At 43.1% G+C, this 23,541-nt stretch carries 22 protein-coding genes and 4 tRNA genes; 8 read left to right on the top strand and 18 right to left on the bottom strand.

The genetic code is table 11. The features are described 5' to 3' along the window. The first annotated feature begins 93 nt into the window (after positions 1 to 93). The 3 genes from DXX94_RS06535 to DXX94_RS06525 all read left to right on the top strand — a co-directional run bounded on the left by DXX94_RS06535 (position 94) and on the right by DXX94_RS06525 (position 2,605). Positions 94 to 1,047, top strand: a complete 954-nt coding sequence (locus DXX94_RS06535) for a 2OG-Fe(II) oxygenase (protein WP_116014668.1) — start codon at positions 94 to 96, stop codon at positions 1,045 to 1,047. A 197-nt stretch (positions 1,048 to 1,244) separates the two neighbouring features. Beyond that, on the top strand, positions 1,245 to 1,742 hold the full coding sequence (locus DXX94_RS06530; RefSeq protein ID WP_116014666.1) for an acyloxyacyl hydrolase: 498 nt from the start codon (positions 1,245 to 1,247) through the stop codon (positions 1,740 to 1,742). Between the two features lie 320 nt (positions 1,743 to 2,062). After that, positions 2,063 to 2,605 (top strand): nuclear transport factor 2 family protein, encoded by a 543-nt coding sequence (locus DXX94_RS06525; protein ID WP_116014665.1) that lies wholly within the window; start codon positions 2,063 to 2,065, stop codon positions 2,603 to 2,605. Positions 2,606 to 2,731: 126 nt separating this feature from the next. On the opposite strand, the gene DXX94_RS06520 is transcribed toward DXX94_RS06525, so the two are convergent. From DXX94_RS06520 to DXX94_RS06500, 5 genes are all read right to left on the bottom strand, one after another. After that, a complete protein-coding gene (locus DXX94_RS06520) occupies positions 2,732 to 3,577 on the bottom strand; it encodes an enoyl-CoA hydratase/isomerase family protein (RefSeq protein WP_116018345.1) in 846 nt (281 codons plus the stop codon). 172 nt (positions 3,578 to 3,749) lie between these two features. Next, positions 3,750 to 4,046 carry a DUF3325 domain-containing protein gene (locus tag DXX94_RS06515; protein WP_116014663.1) on the bottom strand — a complete coding sequence of 99 codons (297 nt, stop codon included), beginning with the start codon at positions 4,044 to 4,046 and terminating at the stop codon, positions 3,750 to 3,752. 3 nt (positions 4,047 to 4,049) lie between these two features. Beyond that, positions 4,050 to 5,690 (bottom strand): PepSY-associated TM helix domain-containing protein, encoded by a 1,641-nt coding sequence (locus DXX94_RS06510; protein ID WP_116014662.1) that lies wholly within the window; start codon positions 5,688 to 5,690, stop codon positions 4,050 to 4,052. Between the two features lies 1 nt (position 5,691). Further along, a complete protein-coding gene (locus DXX94_RS06505; protein WP_147302246.1) occupies positions 5,692 to 6,045 on the bottom strand; it encodes a hypothetical protein in 354 nt (117 codons plus the stop codon). A 72-nt stretch (positions 6,046 to 6,117) separates the two neighbouring features. Further along, a complete protein-coding gene (locus tag DXX94_RS06500; RefSeq protein WP_116014659.1) occupies positions 6,118 to 8,529 on the bottom strand; it encodes a TonB-dependent receptor in 2,412 nt (803 codons plus the stop codon). Between the two features lie 460 nt (positions 8,530 to 8,989). On the opposite strand from DXX94_RS06500, the gene DXX94_RS06495 reads away from it, so the two are divergent. After that, positions 8,990 to 9,907: a LysR substrate-binding domain-containing protein gene (locus DXX94_RS06495; protein WP_116018343.1), complete on the top strand. Its 918-nt coding sequence runs from the start codon at positions 8,990 to 8,992 to the stop codon at positions 9,905 to 9,907. A gap of 94 nt (positions 9,908 to 10,001) precedes the next feature. Here the strand turns inward: DXX94_RS06495 and DXX94_RS06490 are convergent, their stop codons facing one another. The 9 genes from DXX94_RS06490 to mutY form a co-directional block, all read right to left on the bottom strand. Continuing rightward, complete coding sequence (locus tag DXX94_RS06490; RefSeq protein ID WP_116014657.1) at positions 10,002 to 11,570, bottom strand: ATP-binding cassette domain-containing protein; 1,569 nt, start codon at positions 11,568 to 11,570, stop codon at positions 10,002 to 10,004. Between the two features lie 734 nt (positions 11,571 to 12,304). After that, positions 12,305 to 12,380 (bottom strand) — tRNA-Thr (locus DXX94_RS06485). Between the two features lie 87 nt (positions 12,381 to 12,467). After that, positions 12,468 to 12,543 (bottom strand) — tRNA-Phe (locus DXX94_RS06480). Positions 12,544 to 12,619: 76 nt separating this feature from the next. Further along, positions 12,620 to 12,695, bottom strand: a tRNA-Thr gene (locus tag DXX94_RS06475). Between the two features lie 87 nt (positions 12,696 to 12,782). Beyond that, a tRNA-Phe gene (locus tag DXX94_RS06470) sits at positions 12,783 to 12,858 on the bottom strand. 186 nt (positions 12,859 to 13,044) lie between these two features. Then, complete coding sequence (locus DXX94_RS06465) at positions 13,045 to 13,335, bottom strand: TMEM165/GDT1 family protein (protein WP_220347625.1); 291 nt, start codon at positions 13,333 to 13,335, stop codon at positions 13,045 to 13,047. 28 nt (positions 13,336 to 13,363) lie between these two features. Then, positions 13,364 to 13,639, bottom strand: coding sequence for an oxidative damage protection protein (locus DXX94_RS06460; RefSeq protein ID WP_116014656.1), 276 nt, complete (start codon positions 13,637 to 13,639; stop codon positions 13,364 to 13,366). Positions 13,640 to 13,767: 128 nt separating this feature from the next. Further along, the gene (locus DXX94_RS06455; protein WP_116014654.1) at positions 13,768 to 14,361 is read right to left on the bottom strand and encodes an HD domain-containing protein; all 594 of its coding nucleotides are present in this window, start codon (positions 14,359 to 14,361) and stop codon (positions 13,768 to 13,770) included. 112 nt (positions 14,362 to 14,473) lie between these two features. Then, the gene (gene mutY, locus DXX94_RS06450) at positions 14,474 to 15,559 is read right to left on the bottom strand and encodes an A/G-specific adenine glycosylase (protein ID WP_116014653.1); all 1,086 of its coding nucleotides are present in this window, start codon (positions 15,557 to 15,559) and stop codon (positions 14,474 to 14,476) included. A gap of 186 nt (positions 15,560 to 15,745) precedes the next feature. Between mutY and DXX94_RS06445 the strand changes: the two genes are divergently transcribed. The 3 genes from DXX94_RS06445 to trmB all read left to right on the top strand — a co-directional run bounded on the left by DXX94_RS06445 (position 15,746) and on the right by trmB (position 17,587). Continuing rightward, entirely contained in the window at positions 15,746 to 16,081 is a 336-nt protein-coding gene (locus DXX94_RS06445; protein ID WP_116014651.1) for a 50S ribosome-binding protein YggL, read from the top strand. 114 nt (positions 16,082 to 16,195) lie between these two features. Continuing rightward, positions 16,196 to 16,756 (top strand): GNAT family N-acetyltransferase, encoded by a 561-nt coding sequence (locus tag DXX94_RS06440; RefSeq protein ID WP_116014650.1) that lies wholly within the window; start codon positions 16,196 to 16,198, stop codon positions 16,754 to 16,756. A 108-nt stretch (positions 16,757 to 16,864) separates the two neighbouring features. After that, positions 16,865 to 17,587, top strand: coding sequence for a tRNA (guanosine(46)-N7)-methyltransferase TrmB (gene trmB / locus DXX94_RS06435; RefSeq protein ID WP_116014648.1), 723 nt, complete (start codon positions 16,865 to 16,867; stop codon positions 17,585 to 17,587). A 90-nt stretch (positions 17,588 to 17,677) separates the two neighbouring features. Here trmB and DXX94_RS06430 read toward each other — a convergent pair whose 3' ends face one another. The 4 genes from DXX94_RS06430 to DXX94_RS06415 all read right to left on the bottom strand — a co-directional run bounded on the left by DXX94_RS06430 (position 17,678) and on the right by DXX94_RS06415 (position 21,610). Continuing rightward, a complete protein-coding gene (locus tag DXX94_RS06430; protein WP_181901496.1) occupies positions 17,678 to 18,079 on the bottom strand; it encodes a hypothetical protein in 402 nt (133 codons plus the stop codon). A gap of 90 nt (positions 18,080 to 18,169) precedes the next feature. Next, positions 18,170 to 19,420 (bottom strand): NADH:flavin oxidoreductase/NADH oxidase family protein, encoded by a 1,251-nt coding sequence (locus DXX94_RS06425; RefSeq protein WP_116014647.1) that lies wholly within the window; start codon positions 19,418 to 19,420, stop codon positions 18,170 to 18,172. Between the two features lie 140 nt (positions 19,421 to 19,560). Next, the gene (locus DXX94_RS06420) at positions 19,561 to 20,040 is read right to left on the bottom strand and encodes a methylated-DNA--[protein]-cysteine S-methyltransferase (RefSeq protein ID WP_116014645.1); all 480 of its coding nucleotides are present in this window, start codon (positions 20,038 to 20,040) and stop codon (positions 19,561 to 19,563) included. A 97-nt stretch (positions 20,041 to 20,137) separates the two neighbouring features. Next, the gene (locus tag DXX94_RS06415; RefSeq protein ID WP_116014644.1) at positions 20,138 to 21,610 is read right to left on the bottom strand and encodes a DNA-3-methyladenine glycosylase 2 family protein; all 1,473 of its coding nucleotides are present in this window, start codon (positions 21,608 to 21,610) and stop codon (positions 20,138 to 20,140) included. Between the two features lie 338 nt (positions 21,611 to 21,948). On the opposite strand from DXX94_RS06415, the gene DXX94_RS06410 reads away from it, so the two are divergent. Then, on the top strand, positions 21,949 to 23,535 hold the full coding sequence (locus DXX94_RS06410; RefSeq protein WP_181901495.1) for an ATP-binding protein: 1,587 nt from the start codon (positions 21,949 to 21,951) through the stop codon (positions 23,533 to 23,535). The last annotated feature ends 6 nt before the right edge of the window (positions 23,536 to 23,541 follow it).

Below are 23,541 nucleotides of genomic sequence, written 5' to 3'. Positions count from 1 at the left end.
TTGCGGCTCTCTCATGTTAAAGCCGTTGCAGCAATTACCTAACAGAAAGTGCTTAATAGCATTTGCTTTTAGGTAATCGATTTGGAGGCAGTAATGAATAACACAGCAGTTTCTACAAATTTATCTACATCGAGCTTATCTACGCCGAGCTTAGCGAAGGCGAGGGCATTAGCATTGCCTTCGCGTGATGCCATGTTAGCGCGGGCGCCTACTGTACAAGCATTTTGGGATGATAATCGCGAATTGTTTACCAGCGCATGGCAAGAGTGGCAGCAGACTGAGCAAAGCACCTTACCTGTATTAACTGACGACTTGTTCGATAACAAGCTGCGCGCAGCGGTTAATCAAGCTTGGCAAACTCCAGTTACTGAATCTGAGGTGAAAAACTTATGGCAAGAAGTGGCGCCGGGTGTTTATCAAACGCAGTTTTTTAATCCTGAGCGCTTAGCCGAATTACGCGATTATTTTACCCAAGTGGCCGATGCGGGTATTCCATTAAGGCCACCTTACGGTATCGCCCTTAATCGTTTTGGCGCTATGTTGGATGAACGTTCAGAAGGTTATCTAGCTGCTCCCAGTTTTCAGGCATTTTATCAGGAGCTGATGAATAGCTATATGCGACCAATCGCTCGGATGTTGTTCCCCGATATTACGGGTTACGATACGCAAACCTTCGGCTTTTCGATTCAGTACCAAGCTGGCGTTGATACTTCATTGCGCCTTCATACTGATGCGTCGGCGGCTACGTTAAATATCAATATGAACTTGCCGGGTGAAGAGTTTACGGGCTCTGAGGTAGATTTTTATGATCGTCAAACCGGTGCCATTAAACGCCTATCGTTTGCGCCGGGTACAGCCTTGATTCATCGCGGCAGTGTTGCCCATGCGGCGCAGCCGATCAAATCTGGTCAGCGTTCGAATCTAGTGTTTTGGTTGTATGGCGACCGTATGCAAATTCCTAGAAATATTATGCCAGCTGAGGCTTTGTCAGCAGAGGAGCGCTGGACCATGCCAAAAACAGCTAAGGATTCGTTTGCGCCTTTTTAGTTGCTGGTTAATCGCTGTTGCCAGCTGTTTGAATCGCATATAGCTGGCGCGGCACGCTAATGGTTTTTATTGCGATTGTCGCTGCCGGCAAAATAAATAACCAATAGTTAACATTTGATAACGGTAATGGAGCGGTTGAAGCATTATCCTTGCCGATAATTTGAGCAGTAGACAGTTTTAACCAATGGGGTGAAAGTATGAAAATCTTTAAAAGTTTCCTCGTGCCAGCATCGTTCGTTGCGCTGGGCTTAACAAGCTCAATCAGTATGGCTGATACTGTGACAGGTCAAACAGCAAGTATCGGTGTGTCTAACTGGGGAATATTCGACTCTACTACAACGGAAGCGTTCTTTGTTCAGTATGACTACCATACGCTTCCTACGATATATAACGTAAAACCAACATTTATGTTTATGTCGGATGTTGATGGCAACCAATATTATGCGGTTGGTGCTAATCGTTATTGGCAAGTGATGCCCAATGTTACCGCGGGGTTTGGCTTTTCTGCTGGGTATTTAAAACATACTGAAGCGCTTGGCGACAATATTGAATTTTACAGCCGTTTTATAGCTCGCTATCACGTTAATGCAGAGCAAGCGGTTAAATTTGAGTTTGGCCATATTTCTAATGCGGGCTTTGGCGATATCAACCCAGGCTCTGAAAATGTGGCGCTAAGTTATGAGTGGAGCTTCTAGGCTTAATACGTTTACTACGCTCAATGCTAAAGAAGGCAGATAGGCGACTATCTGCCTTTTTCGTTACAACTCAATTCCTTTAAACTGTATCCATCGCGCTTATTAGTTAACATACCTCTTATTAATCAAGCTCTTAGTGTATGGTTGTTCGAATGTTCAGCCTTAAAATTTATATGTTTTTCCTCAGTTGATTCAATGCCTATAGGCACTAAAAGGTAACTAGGGCATGCTTTTGTGCGTTCTTGTTTCTTAAGTTTCTTTTGTTTATGTTGGTATACATAAGTAACTATTGAGCTTAAATATCTAATGAGGAAAAACTTATGTGGAAAGTAATAACATTATTAGCATTTGTTGTATTAACTAGTGTGGCAACGGCTAATGCCGCTAAGCAACCTATTATTGACTTGGCATCTTTGCAAAAAGCCAATTGGACAGCGCAAGAACTTGAGAATGCGGAAGTGATCACTGATTTTGTGCAAAACTTAATGAACAATCACAATTTTGATTATGTTTTACAGCGCTATAACGACAGCGCTTATACACAGCACAATCGTAACTTGCCAGATAAAGTCACCGGTTTGGTAAGCTTTTTACAAGAATTTGTTGAAGACTACCCAGACTATAGCTATGACGTGAAACACATCTATGTTGACGGTGACTATGTGATATTTCACTCGCATGCCACGTTGAAAAAAGAACATCGCGGTAACGATCAAAAAGGCATGAATATTATTGATACCTGGCGTTTAGAGAATGGTCGAATTGTGGAGCATTGGGACTCAATTCAAGCGCTGGATGGTTTTATGCGATTTTATTCGTTAATCAGTGGCGGCAATATTCGCAATGAAAACGGTGTGTTTTAGTTGCCTAAGTTATTTAAATCTAGACTAATGAAATAATGCAATTAACCAAATAGTGCAGGGGGATAACACTGCACTACTTGGCATGTACTCTCAGTACTATTTAGCGACTACTCAGAGTAATATTTGTTAGTTAATATCTTGCACCTTCATCACTAACTCTTCCCAATTGCGCTGGTTTTCCATCTCATGCTCCAAGCCTTGCTCGTCGGCAATGGTAAAACGCTTAATTGCAGGAGTTTTACTGATGGCTTGGTAAAGCCAGTAAGCTTCCGCTTTAAGCGCCTCATCAATAGGCTTATCGATTGATTCATACACCATCTGCTTACACGCATTAATGGATTCAGCTGGGAATTTAGCAATGCGCTGCGCTAATTTATCGACATATGGGCCAATTTCATCTGGCTCTAGGGCTTTGTTAATGGTGCCGTAAGCTTCTGCTTCATCAGCGTCAAAATCGCGAGCGCTAAGGATAATTTCTAATGCGCGACCTAATCCTGCTTGACGTGCCATACGTGAAGCTCCACCGCCACAAGGCAAAATGCCCATGCCCACTTCCATTTGCATAATTTTGAATTTACCGCGTGCGGCAAAACGCATATCTAGTGCCAGTGCCAGTTCATGACCGCCACCACGGGCGAAGCCTTCAAGCTTGGCAATTGTTGCCTGTGGTACTTTGCTAATGCGCTCACAAACCGATTGCAGGTCAAGTAGCTGGGCATCTTCTCGTGATACTGCTTCTTCTGACATATCCTTGAGTAGCTCAGTATCGTAGTGACAAACCCAAATTTCAGGGTTGGTGGATTGGAAAACAACCACTTTGGTGTCGCGGTCGAGCTCAAATCGCATGGCTAGGCTGTTAAGATCTGCCAGCATTTCTTGCCCTTGCACATTGACGGTTCCAAAATTAAAGGTAACGGTTAAAATGCCATCTTGTTGATCTGTAGTGAATGTCTGAAAACCTTGATATTTCATAATAAATTCTCTAGTTAGTGGGTTCTTTTGTAACGCATAGCTTGGTTGACTTATCGCCAATCAAGCTGTGTTTCTATACTAGAATGTTTATTTAAAATTTATTATTGGTTACATAATGCAATCTGTTTTATATTTTTGTTAATAATGGTTTGTTGCAAAAGCTTACTTTTCCTTATCTCGCTTTTCTTGCTTGTTTCAGACCAGTTTTTCGCTCAGCGATGGCACTCAGCAGCCAAGCTTGTAAAAAAATAACCAGTGCTAGTTGGCAAGTCCAAACCACATAGTTAATACCTTTCGGCTCTACCAGTGCTATTGAAATTACCATTAACAACCACCCACTCATTTTAAGTCGCCTTTCTTTATTTTCATTTAAGCGCCCGTCAAAGCATGCTTTGTAATGCTTTTGCATCGCTAACGATAGGCAAACAATGGCGAAGAGTAGGGCGATAACACTTAAAATATTAGCCATGCTTTATCTCCTTGCCTCTGTTAATGGTGTAAGTGTTTTAGATGATGGAACTGATGGCTTGGCTAGCTTGTCTGTGGTTAGTGTCTTTTTTAGTGCCGTAAAAAAGTAACCACAAGTCAGCAACAGCCAAAAGTTAATGGTGGCTTTGGCTGTGTCAAAGGAATAGGCAACGACGGTTTCCTCATTCTCTGAAAAGACATTTACAAGGTTCGAAGAGCCCAACTCAATCGCCAATAGGATTGAGAAGATAATGAAATTCAGCATCAGTAAGCATTTTTTACCTTGCTTAATGCCCTGTAGCCAAGACAGCAAAACCGCAACTAGCCAAGTGATAAAAAAAGCGTTGATATCAATTCCTGAAAAACTGTCTAGCGAGTTAAAAGTAGCTGTGAAGTTAGCAGCAAGTATTAATTTACTGCATAAAAAATACATGCCAACAGCAAGCGATAAGCCATAAAACATACCGTTATTCGTTTTTTCTACGAATGTATGACCTGCTTTGGCTTGATTAGCTTGCTTTCCTTGCTTGGCTTGGCGTTTTTGCAGCCAAATCACCATGCCTGTGGCAATGAGCACAGTTGCCATCATCCCCAAGACAAATAAAGTCGCTCTAAGTGCAGGCGACGCAAAGTGTGCTTCGTGTAAACCGTAAAAAATGCGTCTTACCATACGCGGTGTTCGCTCAGCTTCAATCTCTGGCAGTAGCTCACCACTGCGTGTCAATGCGAAAGTTTCGGCTTTGTTCGATAACAGCTCATGTTTTGCTTTTGCAAAGACAAGCTGGGCGTTGTTATCCATTGGGTTATTGATAGTTAAACCCTCAAGCGTGTGCTGTGTTTCCCAGTGCTGGCCGAGTAGTTCATTCAGTTGTGATTGATAAGCCTCTAGTTCAATTGGCTTATCCGCAATTTGTTTGGCTGGCTGTAGCGGCTTGTGGCTAGTAGAAACCTGCTTGTCAAGCGCGCGATAGCTATCGAAGTATTGGCCTATGGCAAACGGTTGATACATGCTGATATATATCAGCATCACGCTGGCGCAAATAACAAAGCAAAACGGAATGGTGACTACACCAAGAATTGCGTGTAAGTCGATAGTGAATTTTTTCGGCTCGTTGCGACGAATGGTGAAAAAGTCTTTAAAAAATCGTCTATGCGTATAAATCCCAGTAAAGAGTGCAATAAGCATCGCCATTGCGGCAGCACCTGTTACGTAGCGGCCGCCCCATTGCCTGAGCGATAGTGTGTAATGGAAGGTGCGAAAAAAGTTACCGCCATGAATTTGTTGGCGATCGGCAAACTCCAACGTAACAGGGTCAATGTCGCGTGAAACGCGTTTGGCTCTTTTGCCATTCGGCTCGGCATTAACCTCGCGATAGGATACGCGATAGCCACTGCCGCGTTCGTCCGGTAGGCTGATTTGCCATCGTTTAGTATTGGGTGCCTCTGCGTGAAGTTTACTTAAGGCATTGTCGAGTAATACTTGTTGTGAATGTGGCGAGTGTTTGCCATTGGTCAGCCAGTGGGTAATTTCATGATTGTAATAGCTAAGCGTGCCTGTGAGGAAGATAACAAATAGTAGCCAACCAGCTAGCAGGCCAACGTATGTGTGCAGCCAAATCATTGATTTTCGAAAGGTCGTTTTCATCTTATTTACCTGCTTTGGTTTTGATCACTTGAAGTACTGAGTTTGTTAGTTTGGCGTTTGGGGTTGAATCAGTAGCCGGACTTACAAAAGCAAAATGAATTGCTAAACACAGCACACCGCTAACCAGTAAACCTGAATATAAACGGTTGAGTGAGCCCACCGAAAAAGCGCAAATAAACACGGCGAAAAACACCACATATGACCACATAGTCGCAGCATAAACGGCATCGGTGACTAAACTGCCAAGCAGCTTGATAAATAAGGGCACCATCGCCAAACTGCTGGCAACAGCCAATGCGTATGCGCCAAGTGTGGCGGCAACTAAGCGAAGTGTAATAGTTAGAGTATTTGGCATAATAAAAAACTGAAAAAAGCCAGTGGCGAGCACTGGCTTTATGGTTTGTATAAACGTCTACTAAAACGACTGTTAGAAGTTGTAGTCGAAGGTGACTTTCGCGTTGCGACCTTCACCTGGCAGACCACCTAAGAACATTGCCTTCGAGTAGTAGGTTTTGTCGAAAATGTTGTTTAGGTTAACTTTTACTTGCCAGTTTTTGTGTTCGTAACCGAATGCGGCATCCCAAACGCTGTAGCTACTTAGTGCCGATACTGGCAAGCCAAAGCCAGTTGAATTAACACTGCGCTCGTCTTCATAGGTTAAGCCAAGGCTGGCGTTTAACTCGCCCGGTAAACCGAATAAATGATCGCGGTAGTTAGCCCAAACACTGGCAAACTTTTCAGGAATACCTTTTACTGGACCAGATACTGGGGTACTTGTACCACGGTTACTGTTGCGAATTAACTCAGCATCTTGATATGTCGCGTTAGCATTCATTGAGAAGGTTTCGCTGATCGCTAAGTTTAAGTCGAACTCAACACCACGGGTTTTGTCTTCGTCGTTATAGAAGTACTGTGGCACGTCAATGTTAAATTCTGCATCGTTTGGATTGTCGTTAAACAACGGGTTGTTGTAACGCAAGTTAGTACGACGCGTGTCGAACCAAACTACAGAGCCGATTAACTCTTCGTTAAGCGCAGTAAAACGCACACCTAAGTCAATTGATTCAGACTCAGAATCAGGGCGGTTATCGGTTTCAGAGCTCGAAATACTGCCTAAAATACTGTACGCCGTGCGACCTTTTGATGCGTTAGCAAATACTGCAATTTCAGGTGTAATACGGTAGTTCAAGCCTAAGTTGTAAGTGAAACCTTTATCGTCTGTGTCTGCTTCCTCGGTTGCCAGTGGTGAACGATCTGTACCTTTGTGTTGGTAAGTTTGCTCAAGTTTGGTGTAAGCACCACCAAAGCGACCCGTTAGGCTGTCAGTAAAGTAGATAACTTCCTGAATGCTAATGCCCGCAGCTTTTACGTTCTTGTCGTAGTTTGAGCGTAAAGATGGCGCGTAGTCATCAAACGAGTCTGTCGGCCAGTTAGGGTTTCTGATATCTAAAATGTAAGGCACAGCGTTTTCGGCAGAAGTGCCATCAGCATCGTAAATTGACCATGATTTCACGCTCATATCGCGGTCTTCATAGTTAGCACTGATTAAGTGCTCACCGTCCATGCCTAACCACTGCCACTTGATTTGTAAGTCAGCGAAGTATTGTAGTGATTGCTCGTCTGAGTACTGGCGGCGGTACTCTTGGCGGCGCGCAGCATATGGGTAAAGCACATCGTCAATCACCAGCGGAGCACGTGGGTTGGCATTGATTTCACCATTGCGATTCCAGTAAACATAGTTAAATGCACCGGTTTGACGAACAAATTGTGACTCGTAATCACGATATTGTAGTTGTTGGATTAAACGAGTTTCGTCGTTAATTTGCCACTCAGACTTTAATTTAACGCGCAGCTCTTCACCTTTGTTTGGTGACGATAATGGCGAAATTAACGCACCGTTGCCTAAATCGAAAGGCTGGAAACCGTCGGTTGCGACAATTGAATCAGCCAATTGTTGGCGCTGAGCGTCAGTTAACTGAATACCAAGTACACCGTCGCCATCGGCATCGCTGTCGTTAACTAATGCCGTCCAATCGTTTGGACTACCATTGATGCTGTCGTGGTTTAAAATTCTAACTGGATGGCCAATTGAATCAATTTGTACGCTGTCATCAATATACGCGGCTGATAACGTTAGTGCGTGATTGTCGATGTTGTCTAATAAGAAAGTTGAATACAGTTCGGTGCGCTCATCGCTTAAGCCGCGGTAGCCGTCACTTTTTTCGTAGTTACCGACTAAACGGTAGGCTAATTGATCAGTCACTGGGCCAGTTGCGTCAAACATTACTTGTTGGCTGTCCCAGCTGCCAGCACTAGCGCGCAGGTGGTATGTGGCTTCACGCTGTGGCTTTTTCTCAACTAGGTTGATTATACCGCCGGCAGCGCCAATACCGTAAAGCCCAGTTGCAGGGCCTTTTAATACCTCGATACTTTCTACGTTTGTCATTGAGCGAGTAGGGTTGTAGCTATTGCCTAAACCACCACCTGCGTACATGCCGTCGTAAGTGTAGCTAACACCTAAACCGCGAATCACTAAGTTATCACCAATACCATAGTTGTTACCAGCTTGGTTTAAACCACTGATATTGTTTAGTATCTCTTGCAGGCCAGTTGCGCCTTGCTGGTCGATAAGCTCTTTGCTTACCACCACAATGGCCGCTGGAATTTCGATTAAATCCATATCTGACTTAGTCGCGGTACCAGAGTTTAGGATAAGCTCATTGTGCTGACCATATACGCTAATGCGCTCAATGTTTTTTTCGGCTGGTGCTTCGGCATTGGCGTTTGTGCCTAATGCCATCATCGCGATTACTAACGGCGATAACTTAAAACGGTTCATGTGTTTTCCCATGTCTTGAATAGAGAGTTCAACTGAATTTCTAATAAAGAGTTCAATCTTGTTTTTAATATTTTTAGTGTTTTTCACATCTACTTAACGTGTTGCGAGCACTTATTAAGGCGGCTTAAACAAACATTTGAAGGAGACTTTGCGCTAGTACCTTCCTCTCACTTACAAACGGCAGGGTGCTTTTTAACAAAACACAATTGCTTGTAAAAATGTAGGTGCTAATGATTCGTATCTACCAAATTAAGTTTTGAATAATCATTTAACCATTTGGTTAGTTGATTACAAAAAAGAAGCTAAATAGCTTCTGCTTGGCTTATTTCACTTAGCTAAAAAGCTTTTGTGATGCGAGGTAGGAAAAATCGCGGGCATTATAGAAGTAAGCTTAAGCTTTAAATAGACGGTGATTCCTTATATCATTGTTAAGCTAAGCTTAATTGTAATTACAAATGATATGAATTCTCAATTACTTAATCGTCTGAAATTGATGGGTGTTTTTTGCCATGTAGTGGAAGCTGGCTCGATGCGTGAAGCAGCAGCTAAGCTGGGTATTAGTCCTCCGGCGGTAAGCCAATTTATCAATCAGCTAGAAAGTGAGCTAGACGTAACTTTGCTGTATCGCTCTACTCGCCGTATCAATGTGTCAGAAGCTGGTGAAAAGTTTTACCTACAAAGCAAGAAAATGCTTGCCGCAGCAGAGCAGGCAGAAGAAGTGATTCATCAGAGTCGAAGCGCGATTAGTGGTGAGCTTCGCATCGCCTTACCCGTAGGCTTGGCGGCCAAACCCGCAGCACGAGCACTCGCTCCCTTGTTTAAAGAGCACAAGGAGTTAAAGCTATCGTTGATCGCCAGCGACGAAACGGTTGATCTGATTGATGAACGTATTGATATTGTGATTGATTGCGGAGAGGCGAAAGACTCTAGCTATATTTATCACCAACTTGGTAAAGCGACTAAAGTTATTTGCGCTAGCCCTAAATACCTGCAACAGCACGGTAATCCAGTCACCCCGCGAGAGCTGGGCGATCACACTTGGTTAGGACTAGGCGAAATAGAAGCGAAAGGGGTGTTAAACCAGGTGGTTTTACACCATGCTAAATCGGCTCCAGCGAGCTTTAAACCAGCCTTACGTTATGTGTTTAATGATCTTAATGCGCTTATCAGCCATGTACAGGAAGGGCTAGGTATTGCTCAATTGCCTACCTTAGAAATTCAGCATTTGCTTGATAACGGCGAGCTTGTGCCGTTACTACCTGATTGGCAAATCGAAAAACACAGTGTTTACGCTCTTACTCGTGATAAAAAATATACCTATAAAATGCAAGCGGCACTGGCAGCACTAAAACATTATTTTGGCAATATTGAGAGTTAGTATTTTTCTTATTGCCGAAAAGTATTTTGAGATGGAAGGCACTTTGTTGTTAAAAGCACAGTCAGCCTCACGCTGCAAAGCTTACAAATGGAGTTCACAATTGATATTCACAGTTAACCCCAGATTCTTGTGCAAAATCAAGGTCGTGACTGATCAAGATAAAGCCGCCACGGTATTCGAGAAGGGCTTTTGCTAACAACTGCTTTGACGCTAAATCGAGATGGTTATCTGGCTCATCGAGCAGTAAAAATGGCTGATGGGCTTGATGGCTAATCACTAGCACTGCAAGCTTCATTTTTTCACCGCCGCTAAGTTGTTTACCAATGCGATAGACCGCATCACGACGAAAGCCAAGGCCAGCAAGTAAGGTTCTAGCATAGGTTTCTGTCATACCTTCGCACAGTGTCATCATATTCGCTAGCATAGATTCATCCTCTTGGATAACGCCAAAGTGTTGGTCTAGATAGCACACTGGCGTATTTACCAATAGCTCTCCTTGGCTTAGCACTATTTCTCCTAAAATACCTTTTAATAATGTCGACTTACCTGAGCCGTTATTGCCTTTAAGGTGAAGCTTGTTGTTGGCAAAAGCCTGCAATGAAATAGGGCGTTTTTTGCCAAAGGGCAATACGCCATTAAGCACTGAAATAGCTTTGTGCGAGCTACTTTGCTGCGTTGCAATATAGAGCTTTTGTGTGCTGATGTTTTCGTGCTTTTGGCATAGCTCCTGCGTTTGGGATTGTAATTGCTGTTGTCGAGCTTGTGCGCTTTTATTGCGACTAGCGTTACTTGCACTTGCCTTACCCTTTTTGAAGTCGAGCAGTATTTTTGATTGGCTGCCACCTTTTCGCAGGCGGTTTCCTTGGGCTGCTCGCTGCTCTGCTTTTTCACGGTTTAATTGCGCTTGTCTCGCTAGCTTTTGCTGTACCTTGTTTAGCTGTGCTAACTGTCTTTCTATGGCTAGCTGTTCAGTTTGCTTTTGCTTTGCATAAAAATCATAGTTGCCGCCATAACCACTTAACCCTGTGCTTGAAAGCTCCCAAATTTCATTCATTTCACGCAGCAGCGAGCGATCGTGGCTGATCAGTAAAATGGTGCCAGTGAAGTTTTCAATGGCATTTATCAGCCATTGCTTCGCGCCTTCATCAAGGTGATTTGAAGGTTCATCAAGTATCAGTAATTGCACATCGCTTTTAAATAACTGCCATAGTTGCAAGCGCGCTAGCTGACCACCACTAAGTTTTGCACAGGGAAAATTAAGGTCTTTTGGTAAGCCCAAAGTTGCAAGTTGTTCGTGAAGTAGGGCGGGTAAATGCCATTGCTCGCCAGCTATTTCAAACCACCTACCATCACAATCGCCTGATTCAATGTTTTTAATAGCGGTGAGTATTTCGCTAACTCCAAAGTACTGGGCAATCGAGAGTTCACTGCCAAGTAACTCGCTAGCTTGTTGCCGGTAAACCGCATATGAATTTGGCGGAGTTACTGTGCCTGTTGATGGCAATTGCTCACCGCTGATGATTGATGCGAATAGTGATTTGCCAACGCCATTTCTACCAACCAAACCAACTCGTCGCTGGGTTAACGAGCAAGATAAATTTTCAAAAAGAGTATCGCCGTTATCAAATTGATACGAGATATTGTAAGCCTGTAATGTGGGCATAACCTGCCTCCTAAATGATATCAGTTGAAATCAATAGGGCCGACGGTTTAGCGAACAGCTTTTATTGCATAGCGATTTATGAAAAAAACTTATGCAGATAGTCACAGCGGTAAATTACTTGAAAACTAAACGCACAAACTATGTGCAAAAAGTTAAGCGCAAAAAATTAGCTCTGAAACTTAGCACTAAAACTAAGTGCAAACTTTTTTGTATTAGCTTTGCTGATTTGTATGTTTAGGCTGAATGAGCCTAGAAGTAATGCGTGCCGCGAGTATTGGTAAGTAAGCTACGCCGACCAACCCTGTAAGTCCAAAAATAAAATGAAATATGGATAACAGACTTAGTTGTTCATGATGGCGTAAACTCCAAAAGATAAGTTGATATAATGTTAACGCTTTGGCTGTTTTTTAGTCAAGCACTGGTTGAGCCCGATGTGGATTGTCAGGCGGTATTTTGGTGAGAAAGTTCACTATGAGTAACTAATCCAGAAGTTCGTATTGAATACTAACTCTCTATATCAATTCTATATGCCAATTTTATATTTCAAAAGCTAGCTGTCATGTTAAGTAGACCTTTTTAAAGTTGAGTTGTTGGCAGTGCCTTTAAGTGCTTCTATCAACTTTTTAGTCGCGCTATCTTTATTAATATTCTAGGGGGAGTTGTTCGATTGATTAACTATTGAGATAAGATGCAGAATCAAAAAAGCCCAGCTAGTGCTGGGCTTATCTGATAAATGGTGCCGACTGCCGGAGTCGAACTGGCGACCTACTGATTACAAGTCAGTTGCTCTACCAACTGAGCTAAGTCGGCACACGAAACTGTGTGCGATAAACAAGAGTTTACCTTGGCACCGAATAATCAATATTTACATTAATAAATATCCACTATTTAAAAGAGTGGTGCCCAGAGGCGGAATCGAACCACCGACACGGGGATTTTCAATCCCCTGCTCTACCGACTGAGCTATCTGGGCAATATATTCGAAAAGTTATCCGAATAATGTCTAATTTACTTAGACGTAGCAAATGCAATACATTAGCTAGAAAGAATGGTGCCGACTGCCGGAGTCGAACTGGCGACCTACTGATTACAAGTCAGTTGCTCTACCAACTGAGCTAAGTCGGCACACAAAACTGTGTGCGATAAACAAGAGTTTATCTTGGCACCGAAATATCGAAACCTATGTTCATAAAAATTCGCTATTTCAAAATATGGTGCCCAGAGGCGGAATCGAACCACCGACACGGGGATTTTCAATCCCCTGCTCTACCGACTGAGCTATCTGGGCTTCGGTAATAAAGTTTAGTAAGTAACTCTACCGATTAAGTTATCTAACTATCGTCTTTTTGGCCGTGCCTTGAAGATGGGCGCTATTAAACTTCTTTTACTAATTCAGGTCAACTACTTTTTTTAAATAATTATTTGTTTGCTGGTTTTTTACACGTTGTCGCTATTTAGTGTACAAATATCGGAATTAAGCGCTGTAAATAGTCCAAATTCCGATAGTTATAAAGCCAACACCTGCAATGTAAGCTAATACTTTTTCACTTATATAAGCAGATAAAAAAGTGCCTGCGATTACGCCAACGGCGGAAGCCACAATTAAGGCGGCTGACGCGGCGGCAAAAACCATCCATTTACTGATTTCTTTATCTGCTGCAAACAACATAGTGGCGAGCTGGGTTTTATCACCCAACTCTGCAATAAACACGGAAGCGAATATTGTAAAAAATACGCGCCAGTCGATACTAAAAAAACTGTCCATTACTTGGTTAACATTCTTTAGTTAGTGACTAAGACTTGTTGACCGGTACGTAACCTTCAATTTCAGGTTCTTTGCCTTCGAATAAGTAACCCACCATAGCTTGTTCTAGAAAAGCGCGATCATCAGGGTTCATCATGTTCATCTTTTTCTCGTTGATTAGCATGGTTTGTTTTTTCTGCCAGTTACCCCAAGCTTCTTTGCTGATGTTGTCGAAAATACGCTTACCAATTTCACCAGGGTATAGTTGAAAGTCTAAACCTTCGGCTTCTTTTTGTAGTTTTTGGCAAAATACTGTTCTGCTCATGATTGTTCTCGTCTTAAAAAATTGGTTCTGATTATACGTATAAGTAGCCAGCTAGAAAATGGTCCAACAATTCATTGTCGTGATTATTTAGATCAAGGGTGCATTAGTTCAAGGATGCTTTAATTCAATCACTCTTCGAGCAACCAGCCGTTGGCAGTGGCGATATCTATCTGCTCTAGAACATAAGTCCAAAGTTTAGGGACTGAAGTTGCTAAATGCTTATTGCGATTGATAACTTGTTGTTTGTAAACCGTGTTCTGTGCCCAACTGCCACCATCATTCTTCATGTTCTGAATAAGCGGTAAAATACGATCCATTGCTTTAGCAAAACTAGCGTCAGGTGTTTCAGCTTGCTCAAACTCATGCCACAGCGCAGTAAAGTATTCTTTTTGCGTGTCAGGCAATAAGCCAAAAATACGATTGGCAGCGGCAATTTCTTTATCCGATTGCTCGGCGAGTATTGCTTTTTCATCAAAGGCAAAGGTATCGCCAGCATCAATTTCTACAATATCGTGTAATAGCAACATCAGTGTTACGCGTGATATGTCTACTTTATCTTCAGCATAGGGTGCAAATACGTGTGCCGTTAGGGCGATATGCCAACTGTGCTCAGCACTGTTTTCAAAGCGGTTGTTATCGGTTTTGATCAGGGCGCGGCGATAAACCGCTTTTAATTTATCTAACTCTAAAATGAAATCGAGTTGTTGAGATAGTGCTTCCATTACGGCTCCATCAATGAAATGTAGTGGTCATTTTGGATAAAAGTGCTTAGCGCAAAAATGCTTAGTGCAAAAATACATTTATATTTCAGCTATCTATTAGCGTTAGCTAATGTTAAATCGCCTCTAGGTCTTTAATTTCACCCAATATTTTTACGGTTGAAGCAGCAAAACCAAGTGCTGTTTCTTGCGAAATAGTTAGCCAAGTGTGTGTACTTGGCTCGTTTACGGTGTTGCTTTGTTCGTGTTTACAGTCGACGAGTACGGGCGTTATATCTAAATGAAAGTGACTAAAGGTGTGCCTAAACTCAGTCAGCTTTGTTGTTTTAATGCTCGTTAAGCCAAGTTTATCGAGCGTTGCTGGAATTTGGCTTTGGCAGTCGGTTTCTAAAAAGCACCAGAGGCCGCCCCATATGCCTGACGGTGGTCTTTTTTCCAGTAGCACTTGCTCGCCGACTTTGGGAATAATCATAACGCATTGTTTTACTGGTGTTTCTTTCTTTGGTTTTTTTTGCGGAAAGTTCGCTTGCTCGCCAGTGGCATTGGCTAGGCAAACTTGTTCGATCGGGCAAATGTCACATTTAGGTTTGCTGCGTGTACAAATGGTAGCGCCCATATCCATCATAGCTTGATTAAAAAACTGCACGCCATCAGCTGGCGTGAGCTTTTCGGCAATAGGCCACAGGGCTTTTTCGTACTTGGCTTGTGCGTTGTGGCCTTCTACTAAATAGCAGCGGGCTAATACACGTTTCACGTTGCCGTCTAAAATTGGGTGATGCTGACCAAGCGACAAGCTTAGTATTGCCCCCGCAGTTGAGCGACCTATACCGGGTAGGGCGATCACCTGTTCAATCTCGGTTGGAAACTCGCCGCCGTGTTCAGCGACAATTTGCTTGGCCGCTTTGTGCAAATTTCGCGCACGCGCGTAGTAGCCAAGCCCCGTCCAGTGATGCAGCACATTGTCTTCATCAGCTTGCGCTAGTGCTTTCACATCTGGAAAGCTCGCCATAAACCGTTCGTAATAAGGGATAACAGTGGTGACTTGGGTTTGTTGCAGCATGATCTCGGAAATCCAAACGCGATACGGCGTTTTATTCTGCTGCCAAGGTAGATGCTTTCTACCTTCTTTGTGATACCAAGTAAGAATGTCGTTACCAAATGCTTTGGCTGACTGGGCGGATATAGTGATTTGATCTGTCATAGCGGCGACAGTGTAGCGAAAACTGACACTGGAAAAAAGCTGATAAAAAAGGTTAACAAAGGCTTACAAAGCAAAGCATAGAAAAGATCAGTAAAAAGTTGGTACTAAACCTTGTCGGATGATACCTATTCACTCTATGCTCATGCCAGAAATTTTATTTGCACTTACTTTAATGGACATACAGAAATGAAAGCTGAAGCAAAAAATCGCAGCCGCCGATTAAGAAAAAAATTACGTGTTGATGAATTCCAAGAGCTAGGATTTGATGTCGCATGGCAATTAGCTGCAGATGCCAGCGAAGAGCAGGTTGATACATTTGTCGATGACTTTATCGTTCAGGTGATTGAGCCTCGTGGTTTAGGTTTTGGCGGAGAAGGTGATACTTTGTGGCATGGTTTAATTTGCACAATGGATATTGGCAAGTGTACTGAAGAAGATCGCCAAGCGGTTGAAAGCTGGTTAAAAGATAAAGGTGCAGTAGCTGTTTCGGTATCTGCGCTTTACGATGTTTGGTGGGGATAACTCCACCAAACCACGCTAACAATGGGTTTAAGCTTTTTGTTTAAGCCACCGGAAAAAGAGCTAGGAAAAGGCACTAGATAAGGCATAAGGTAAAAAGCACAAGGAAGATTAAATTTGACACAAACTTTACTTTCTCCTCATCAAATAACCGAACAACTGGCGCTGCTACCGTTAATTGCTGAAGACGCTTCGCCGCTATTTAACCTTATCCAGAAAAATCGCGAAAACCTAACCAAATACCTCTATTGGGTAAGTGATGTAACCGATGTTGCATCAACCGAATGCTATATTCTTGAGCGTGTGAATAGCGGCCTACCATCAGCTACTTGGCTGAAAATTCTTGATAATCAGCAAATCTGTGGTGTTTTTGGGATTAAATTTATCGATGCTGACAAACAATTGGCAGAAGTGGGCTATTGGTTAAGCAGCGACAGCCAAGGCAGAGGCATTATTAGCCAAGTTATCCGTTACATGACTCATATACTCGCCAAACATAAAGTTCGCTATTTGAATATTGCGTGTTTAGAACAAAATGCAGCGAGTATACGTGTTGCTGAAAAGGCGGGTGGTCAGCTTGTGAGTGTTGAGCCTAAGTTCTTGAAGGTCAATGGCGATTGGCAAGCGTTACTGACCTTTCAAATCCCTCTGAAAAATCAACACACCCCCACGCCCTAGTGTAGAGGCTCGTAGGTATTACATTCTGGCTTCTCGCGACTCTTTCTTGAGTTTAAGCTGCTAACATAAGATAATACGCCGCCATTTTAACCGTTAAGATGATTTTCGATGACAGAGAGAACCCACAAAACCATTGAACAAGCAAAGCAGGAAGGTAAGTACATTCGTACGGTACGTAGCTTTGTTAAACGTGAAGGACGCTTAACTAAAGGTCAGGCGCACGCGTTGGATAACCACTGGCAAGACATGGGCTTAGATCATCAAGACGGTATGCTCGATTACGCCCAAGTCTTTGGCAACGACAACCCAGTCGTGTTGGAAATTGGCTTTGGTATGGGCAAGTCATTGGTTGAAATGGCTAAGAACGCACCAGAACTAAATTACATTGGTGTTGAGGTTCATCGCCCAGGTGTTGGTGCCTGTGTTGGACTGGCTGTAGAACAAGAAGCCAATAACCTAAAAGTATACGAGCACGACGCGATTGAAATTTTAGCTGACTGTATTCCGGACAACAGCCTAACAACAGTACAGTTGTTTTTCCCTGATCCGTGGCACAAGAAAAAGCACCATAAGCGCCGCATTGTAAAACCTGAGTTTGTTGAAACTATTCGTCAAAAGCTAAAAGTTGGTGGCGTTTTCCATATGGCAACTGACTGGGAAAACTATGCAGAGTGTATGTTAGAAGATATGCAAAGTGCGCCAGGCTATGAAAACTTGTCTGCAACTAATGACTATGTGCCTCGTCCAGATAATCGCCCGCTGACTAAGTTTGAAAACCGTGGTCAGCGTTTAGGCCATGGCGTTTGGGATATTCAATTTAAGAAACTGTAATAATACCAAACCACTTAAAACAAAAAGCAGAGCTATAAATTTAGCTCTGCTTTTTTTATGAGTTGTTTATTTTGACTAAAGCCTCAAGAGTTAACGGGCTTCTTCCTCTTCATTAACTTCTATTACTTCACTGGTCAGTCGCTCGGTAAACTCTGCGAGCTTGTCTTGCTCAACGAAAAATAGATGCTGACTGTAGCGCTTGTTGCCGGTTTGCACCAACCAATCGTCATCAATAATTTGCCAGTGAAGCGCTGCTTGTAATACCCGGCTAGGGTATTGTCCCCAATAAAATTGGCTGGCGTCGATATGGGCTTGATTATTGGGCGTGAGTTCGCTGCGCTCTTCAATTAGCCTTTGTTCTAGGTGCGCTAATACTTTTGGCTTTAGCGATGTCATGATCTCGCGTTTAAAGCGATTAAAGCGTTTGGCTCGGTAAAGTTGCCAAGCCATCCAGATAAGCAATAAGGCTGCGGCTAATGCTAAAATTTCCACTGCAACTACTCTGTGTCAATCACTGCAAATAATATAGCGCGCATACTAGCAGTAAATTGCGAAAAACATAAGGCGTGGCCAGCTAGAGCCTTAAGACAACTCTTGTTGATATTGCTTGCGATAACGTTTGGTTAGCTTGGCTTTATTGAGCTGATCTTTAACAAGGCAGCACAGTGCCGAAGGATATAGGTTCGGTTTCTTACCTTGACCTAAACGTTTAAGTTGTTGTTTAACAATCGCCATCGTGGCTGCGCCGCTTAGGGTTTTATCATTCCAGTTAACCACGGGTAATGGGCTGACGTAATCCGGTTGCTTTTGCCACTTATTTGGCAGTTGTGGCGTCATTGCCAATGCGGTTGCCATACCAATTAGCTGAATATTTTCAGCCAGTGCTTGTTCTGCAATGGCAAGGCGTTTAACGCCACCTGTCACCATAATCGGCATTGAAGCCTTGGCTGCTAGTTGGCTCGCAAATGACAAGAAGTAAGCCTCGCGTGCAAGTGTTCTTTCATCTGCACTGCGACCCTGCATTGCAGGAGCTTCATAGCTTCCACCTGATACTTCGATAAAGTCCAGATTGTAGGGAGCCAACATTTCAAGCACTTGCTCAGCATCATCAATATCAAAACCGCCTCGTTGGAAATCGGCTGAGTTGAGTTTTACCGACACAATAAAATGCTCATCTACATTGGCTTTGATGAGTTTAACGGTTTCAACCAAAATACGGGCACGATTTTCAATGCTGCCGCCCCAACGATCGTTTCGCTTGTTGGTTAATGGTGATAAGAATTGGCTGAGCAAGTAACCATGAGCCGCGTGAATTTCAACACCGTCAAAGCCTGCTTGTTGCGCACGCTGGGCGGTAATTGCAAAGCGGTTGATAACGTCTTGAATATCATCTTCGCTCATTGGTGTTGGTTTGGGGAACATATGACTGTGCTTACCCATGTCCATTGCGATGTCTGATGGTGAAATCGCTTTACCGCCTAGATTTTTGAAGACTTGTCTACCCGGGTGATTTATCTGCATAACCACTTTTGTATCGCCGTGTTTTGCCGCTTGTGCCCAAGTGCGAAAGGCTGTTAAGTCGGTTTCTGCTTCCAACGCTACGCCACCAGGTCCAGTCATGGCAAGGTGATCAACCATGACATTACCCGTAATAATCATACCAACGCCACCTTGTGCCCAAGTACTATATAGGCGCATTAATTCAGTGCTCGGCAGTTGATTATCAGTCGCCATGTTCTCTTCCATCGCGGCTTTTACCAAACGATTTTTTACTTGAATGCCGCTGCTAAGCTCAAGCGGCGAATAGATAGGCGAAGTATTGGGAGATTTCATTTAGGTAGCTACGTTATTGTTATCATTATGGATTGCTAAATAATAACCAGTTTAGGCAAAATGCCTAGCAGTTTTATGCTTTGAGCTTGGTTTTGGAGCCCTATTTTAAAGGCTAGGGTTCAAAGGCCGGAGTTTAAAGGCTAAGGTTTAAAATCAGCTTGTTCATGCATTAACAGTTTCGCCTTTAATGCTAAACCACCAGCGTAACCCGTTAGTTTTTTGTTAGCACCAATCACGCGATGACAAGGAATAATCAACGCAATTGGGTTTGCACCATTTGCTGTGCCAACTGCTCGCACCGCTTTTTCATTATTAATGCTCTTTGCTAACCAGCCGTAACTGACGGTTTGGCCAAAAGGAATTTCTGTTAGTGCTTGCCATACCGTTTGTTGAAACGGTGTGCCTTGTGGGGCGAGTGTTAAATTAAATTGTGTTCTTTGCCCTGCAAAGTACTCGGTTAACTGTTGCGTAACTTCGCTAAAGTGTTTATCGCTTTGTGTTGAGTTTTCGGCGAACTGTATCGGCGCAGCACCTTGCTGAAAGGCGAGTGCAGTGATGCCGTCATCATTGGCGGTGATTGCAATCTCACCTAGCGGTGAGTGATAAATATTGTGGTACATAGTGCTAATCCTGATTTTAGTTGTTCTTGCGTTAGTAACTGCTTTAGTAATTGGTTTTAATCATTTTGTTAGTTATGTTTTTTAGTTATACAGATTGTTACGCTTTGAGCGATAGCCAAAGGTATAACGTGGCGTATGCTCGCCATGGTTGCCATTGCTCAGCGCGTGCCATTATCTGCTTTACGTTGGGCTTATTATCTTCAACTGTGAGTGCCTTGATGACTCCAAGGTCACTGGCAGGGAAAGCATTAGGATCACTTAAACCGCGCATTGCAAGGTAGTTTACTGTCCATGGACCAATACCTTTGAGCTCCACCAGTGTTTTGGTCAGCTCATCAAGCGATTGGTAATCGGTAAATAATGCTTGGTTTTGTTGATAAAACTTAACCCAGCGAATAAGTGTGTCAATGCGAGATTGCGTTAATCCAAGTTGGCCGAAGTCAGCCGTTTTAAGATCATTAACCGATGGGAAGCACTTATTCAACTCGGGGTGGTTTATCGATAGTGGTTGCCCGTATTTTTCAGCAATACGACCCGCATAGGTAGTAGCTGCTTTAACGGAAATTTGTTGACCGAGAATTGCGCGAATAGAGAACTCGAAAATGTCCCAGCAGCCAGGCAGGCGAATCCCTAGGTTTTGCTCAATTTGTTTTGCCAACAGCTGATCACAAGCTAGGTGTTGGTGGATAACATCCATATCTGCGTCTAAATCAAATAACTTTCGCACTTTCGCAATAACTTGATCGAGCACGGATAGATCATCAAGCGCGACGTTTAGTTTTAACGCATGCTTATCAGCAACATCTGTTACGCTTATCCAGCCAGCTACTTCGCCGAGTAAAACACTTCGCTGATAGGTATGCTCGCCAACAACCTCGACACCAGGCAGTTGACGAAGCCTGAAAAATTCAAGCATGGCCAGCCAATCAAAAGGAGGGCGGTAACTGAGCAGTACGGAAATCTCGTTTCCTTGTAGCTTTTTACTTAGCCGATTACGCACTTGTTGAGGCGTTTCTTGATAAGTGGCTTTTACCGCCTCGTTGAATCGTCGAATACTGGTAAAGCCAGCAGCAAAGCAGACATCAGCAATCGGTAAGTTAGTGCCCGTGAGCAGTTGTCGGGCCTTTAGTAGCTTTTGATGCTGGGCATACTTACTCGGTGGCAAACCAAAATGCTGTGAAAATAAGCGCCTTGCTTGGCGCTCTGAAATAGTAAAACGTGTTGCCAGCTCGCTCAGAGATAATCCTTCTTCAATAGCATCTGCTAGCTTCTGAATTGCTGGGGCGAGCTTTTGCGCAGGTGCTAATTCTGGCAAACAGCGCTTACACGGCATGTAGCCAGCGTTTTGCGCTTGTGCTGCGGTGTGAAAATAACGAACATTTTCCTCTTTGGGTGCGCGTGCAGGGCAAATGGGACGACAGAAAATGCCAGTAGTGAGCACTGCGGTATAAAATTTACCATCAAATCGGGCATCTTTGCTTAATCTAGCCCGCTGACAAACATCAGGGTTGAGTTCAGATTCGCAGCTTAAGCTGTTGTCAGGTGAAGAAACATTGTCCAAGCAAAGCATAGTGATTTAGTTTGCAACTTGTGTTTCGTTCAGTGTATCAAAAAAACAAAATAGCACTGGCGGAAATCGGCCATCTATTCAGCATTAACGTTCAACTTTTACCACGATTCAAAGCTCGAATCTGGTTTACCTGTTGCGATATGTAAACAGGCTGGGCAATAGTTACACAGCTCATTATGTAGTTGTTGCTAAATTGTTAATTAATCGAGCAAAAGTCGGGATTTTATTGACAAGTTTTTCAAACTCGCTATAAAAGGTGTTTAATCTGTATGCTTTGCCGTGCCATTGAATAAAATACGTGCAAGCTGCGAGTCCTTTTTCGAGCGTATGGAATGCCAATGAGTGACATGTTTTACTATGACAATAGATTAAGTCGACGCGTACTCGGCTATATTCTACTGTGCAGTGTAATTTTGTCGCTAGTCTCTACCACCATTCAGCTTTACTCCGATTACAACGATTCCCTAGAGCGACTCGAACAGCGCTTCAATAATATTGAAACCAGCTACATCCCATCCATGGCGACCAGTTTGTGGGACTTTAATAAGTCGTTGATGGAGCAGCAAATCAAAGGTATTGCTGACCTACCTGATATTTCTTACGTGAAAGTGATAACTGATCTAGGCAGTAGTTATGAAGTAGGGAATGAAGACACAATAGTTAAAGAGTTATATCGCAACTACCAAATAAATTACGGTGAGAATGAAATTGGTGTTTTGGAAGTGTATGCCAATTATGAAGATATATATCAGCGCTTATGGCAAAAAGCGGGTGTTATTATCGCCACTGAAACCATTAAAATTTTTATTGTTACCTTCGTTATTATGCTCGTTGCACATTGGTTAGTCACACGGCATATCTACCGTATAACTGATTATGCACAGCAGCTTGCCACCGACAATTTAGACGTAAGCTTGACGCTGGATGGTCGCCGCAAAAATAAAGATGAACTCGACATTCTAGTCGATGCAATCAACACCATGCGTCTGCGCATCAAACAAGATATTGTTAAACTTGAAGAAGCAGAAAATGCTTTGCTTAGTTTAAATGGTGAATTGGAAGTTAAGGTGTTTGACCGCACTGCTAAGCTGCAAGAGAGTAACGCCCAGCTTCAGCAGTCACTCGATGATTTAACCTTGGCCAAAGACCAATTAGTGCAGTCAGAAAAAATGGCATCACTTGGTCAACTGGTCGCAGGTGTAGCGCATGAGGTGAATACACCGCTCGGTATCTGTGTGACTTCAATTACAGCATTGAAAGAAAAAGTCGACGCATTGAAAAAGGCAGTTGATGATCAGGAGCTGACCAAGTCGCAATTGTCAGACACGTTAGATCTTTTAACGGAATACCAGCAGATTATTGAGCGTAGTTTGAATAAGTCTGTTGAACTGATCCGTGGCTTTAAGTCGGTGGCGGTTGAGCAACATACAGATCCAGAGCACAAAATTAATTTAGCGCAACATGTTAATGATGTGGTGAACACAGTGAAAACCATGTTTAAGCGCAAGAAGTACAACATTCATATCGACTTAGATAAAGACTTTGAATTTGTGACCTTCCCGAGTGCGTGGAACCAAATTCTGACGAACTTTTTAATGAACTCTCACATTCATGGTTTTGAAGGGCGTGACGAGGGTGAAATTTCGATTAAATTCTCTGAGAACAACGGTTATCTCACCATGCTATATCAAGACAATGGTCACGGTATTGATGCTGAATTAAAGAAAACTATTTTTGACCCATTCGTTACTACTAAGCGCGGTCAAGGTGGTTCGGGGCTAGGCTTAAATATTGTGTTTAACTTAGTGCACTCTAAACTGGGCGGCACAATAACTTGCCCAGATGTAGACTCTGGGTGTTGTTTCAAGGTTAAAGTGCCAGTTGAGTTCGTTGAAAAGGCCGTTTTTAAAGAGTCTATGGCCTAAATTTCT

The organism is Thalassotalea euphylliae (assembly GCF_003390375.1).
In the GTDB taxonomy this organism is placed as follows: Bacteria; Pseudomonadota; Gammaproteobacteria; order Enterobacterales; family Alteromonadaceae; genus Thalassotalea_F; species Thalassotalea_F euphylliae_A.
This window is presented reverse-complemented; position numbering and strand designations above follow the sequence as displayed.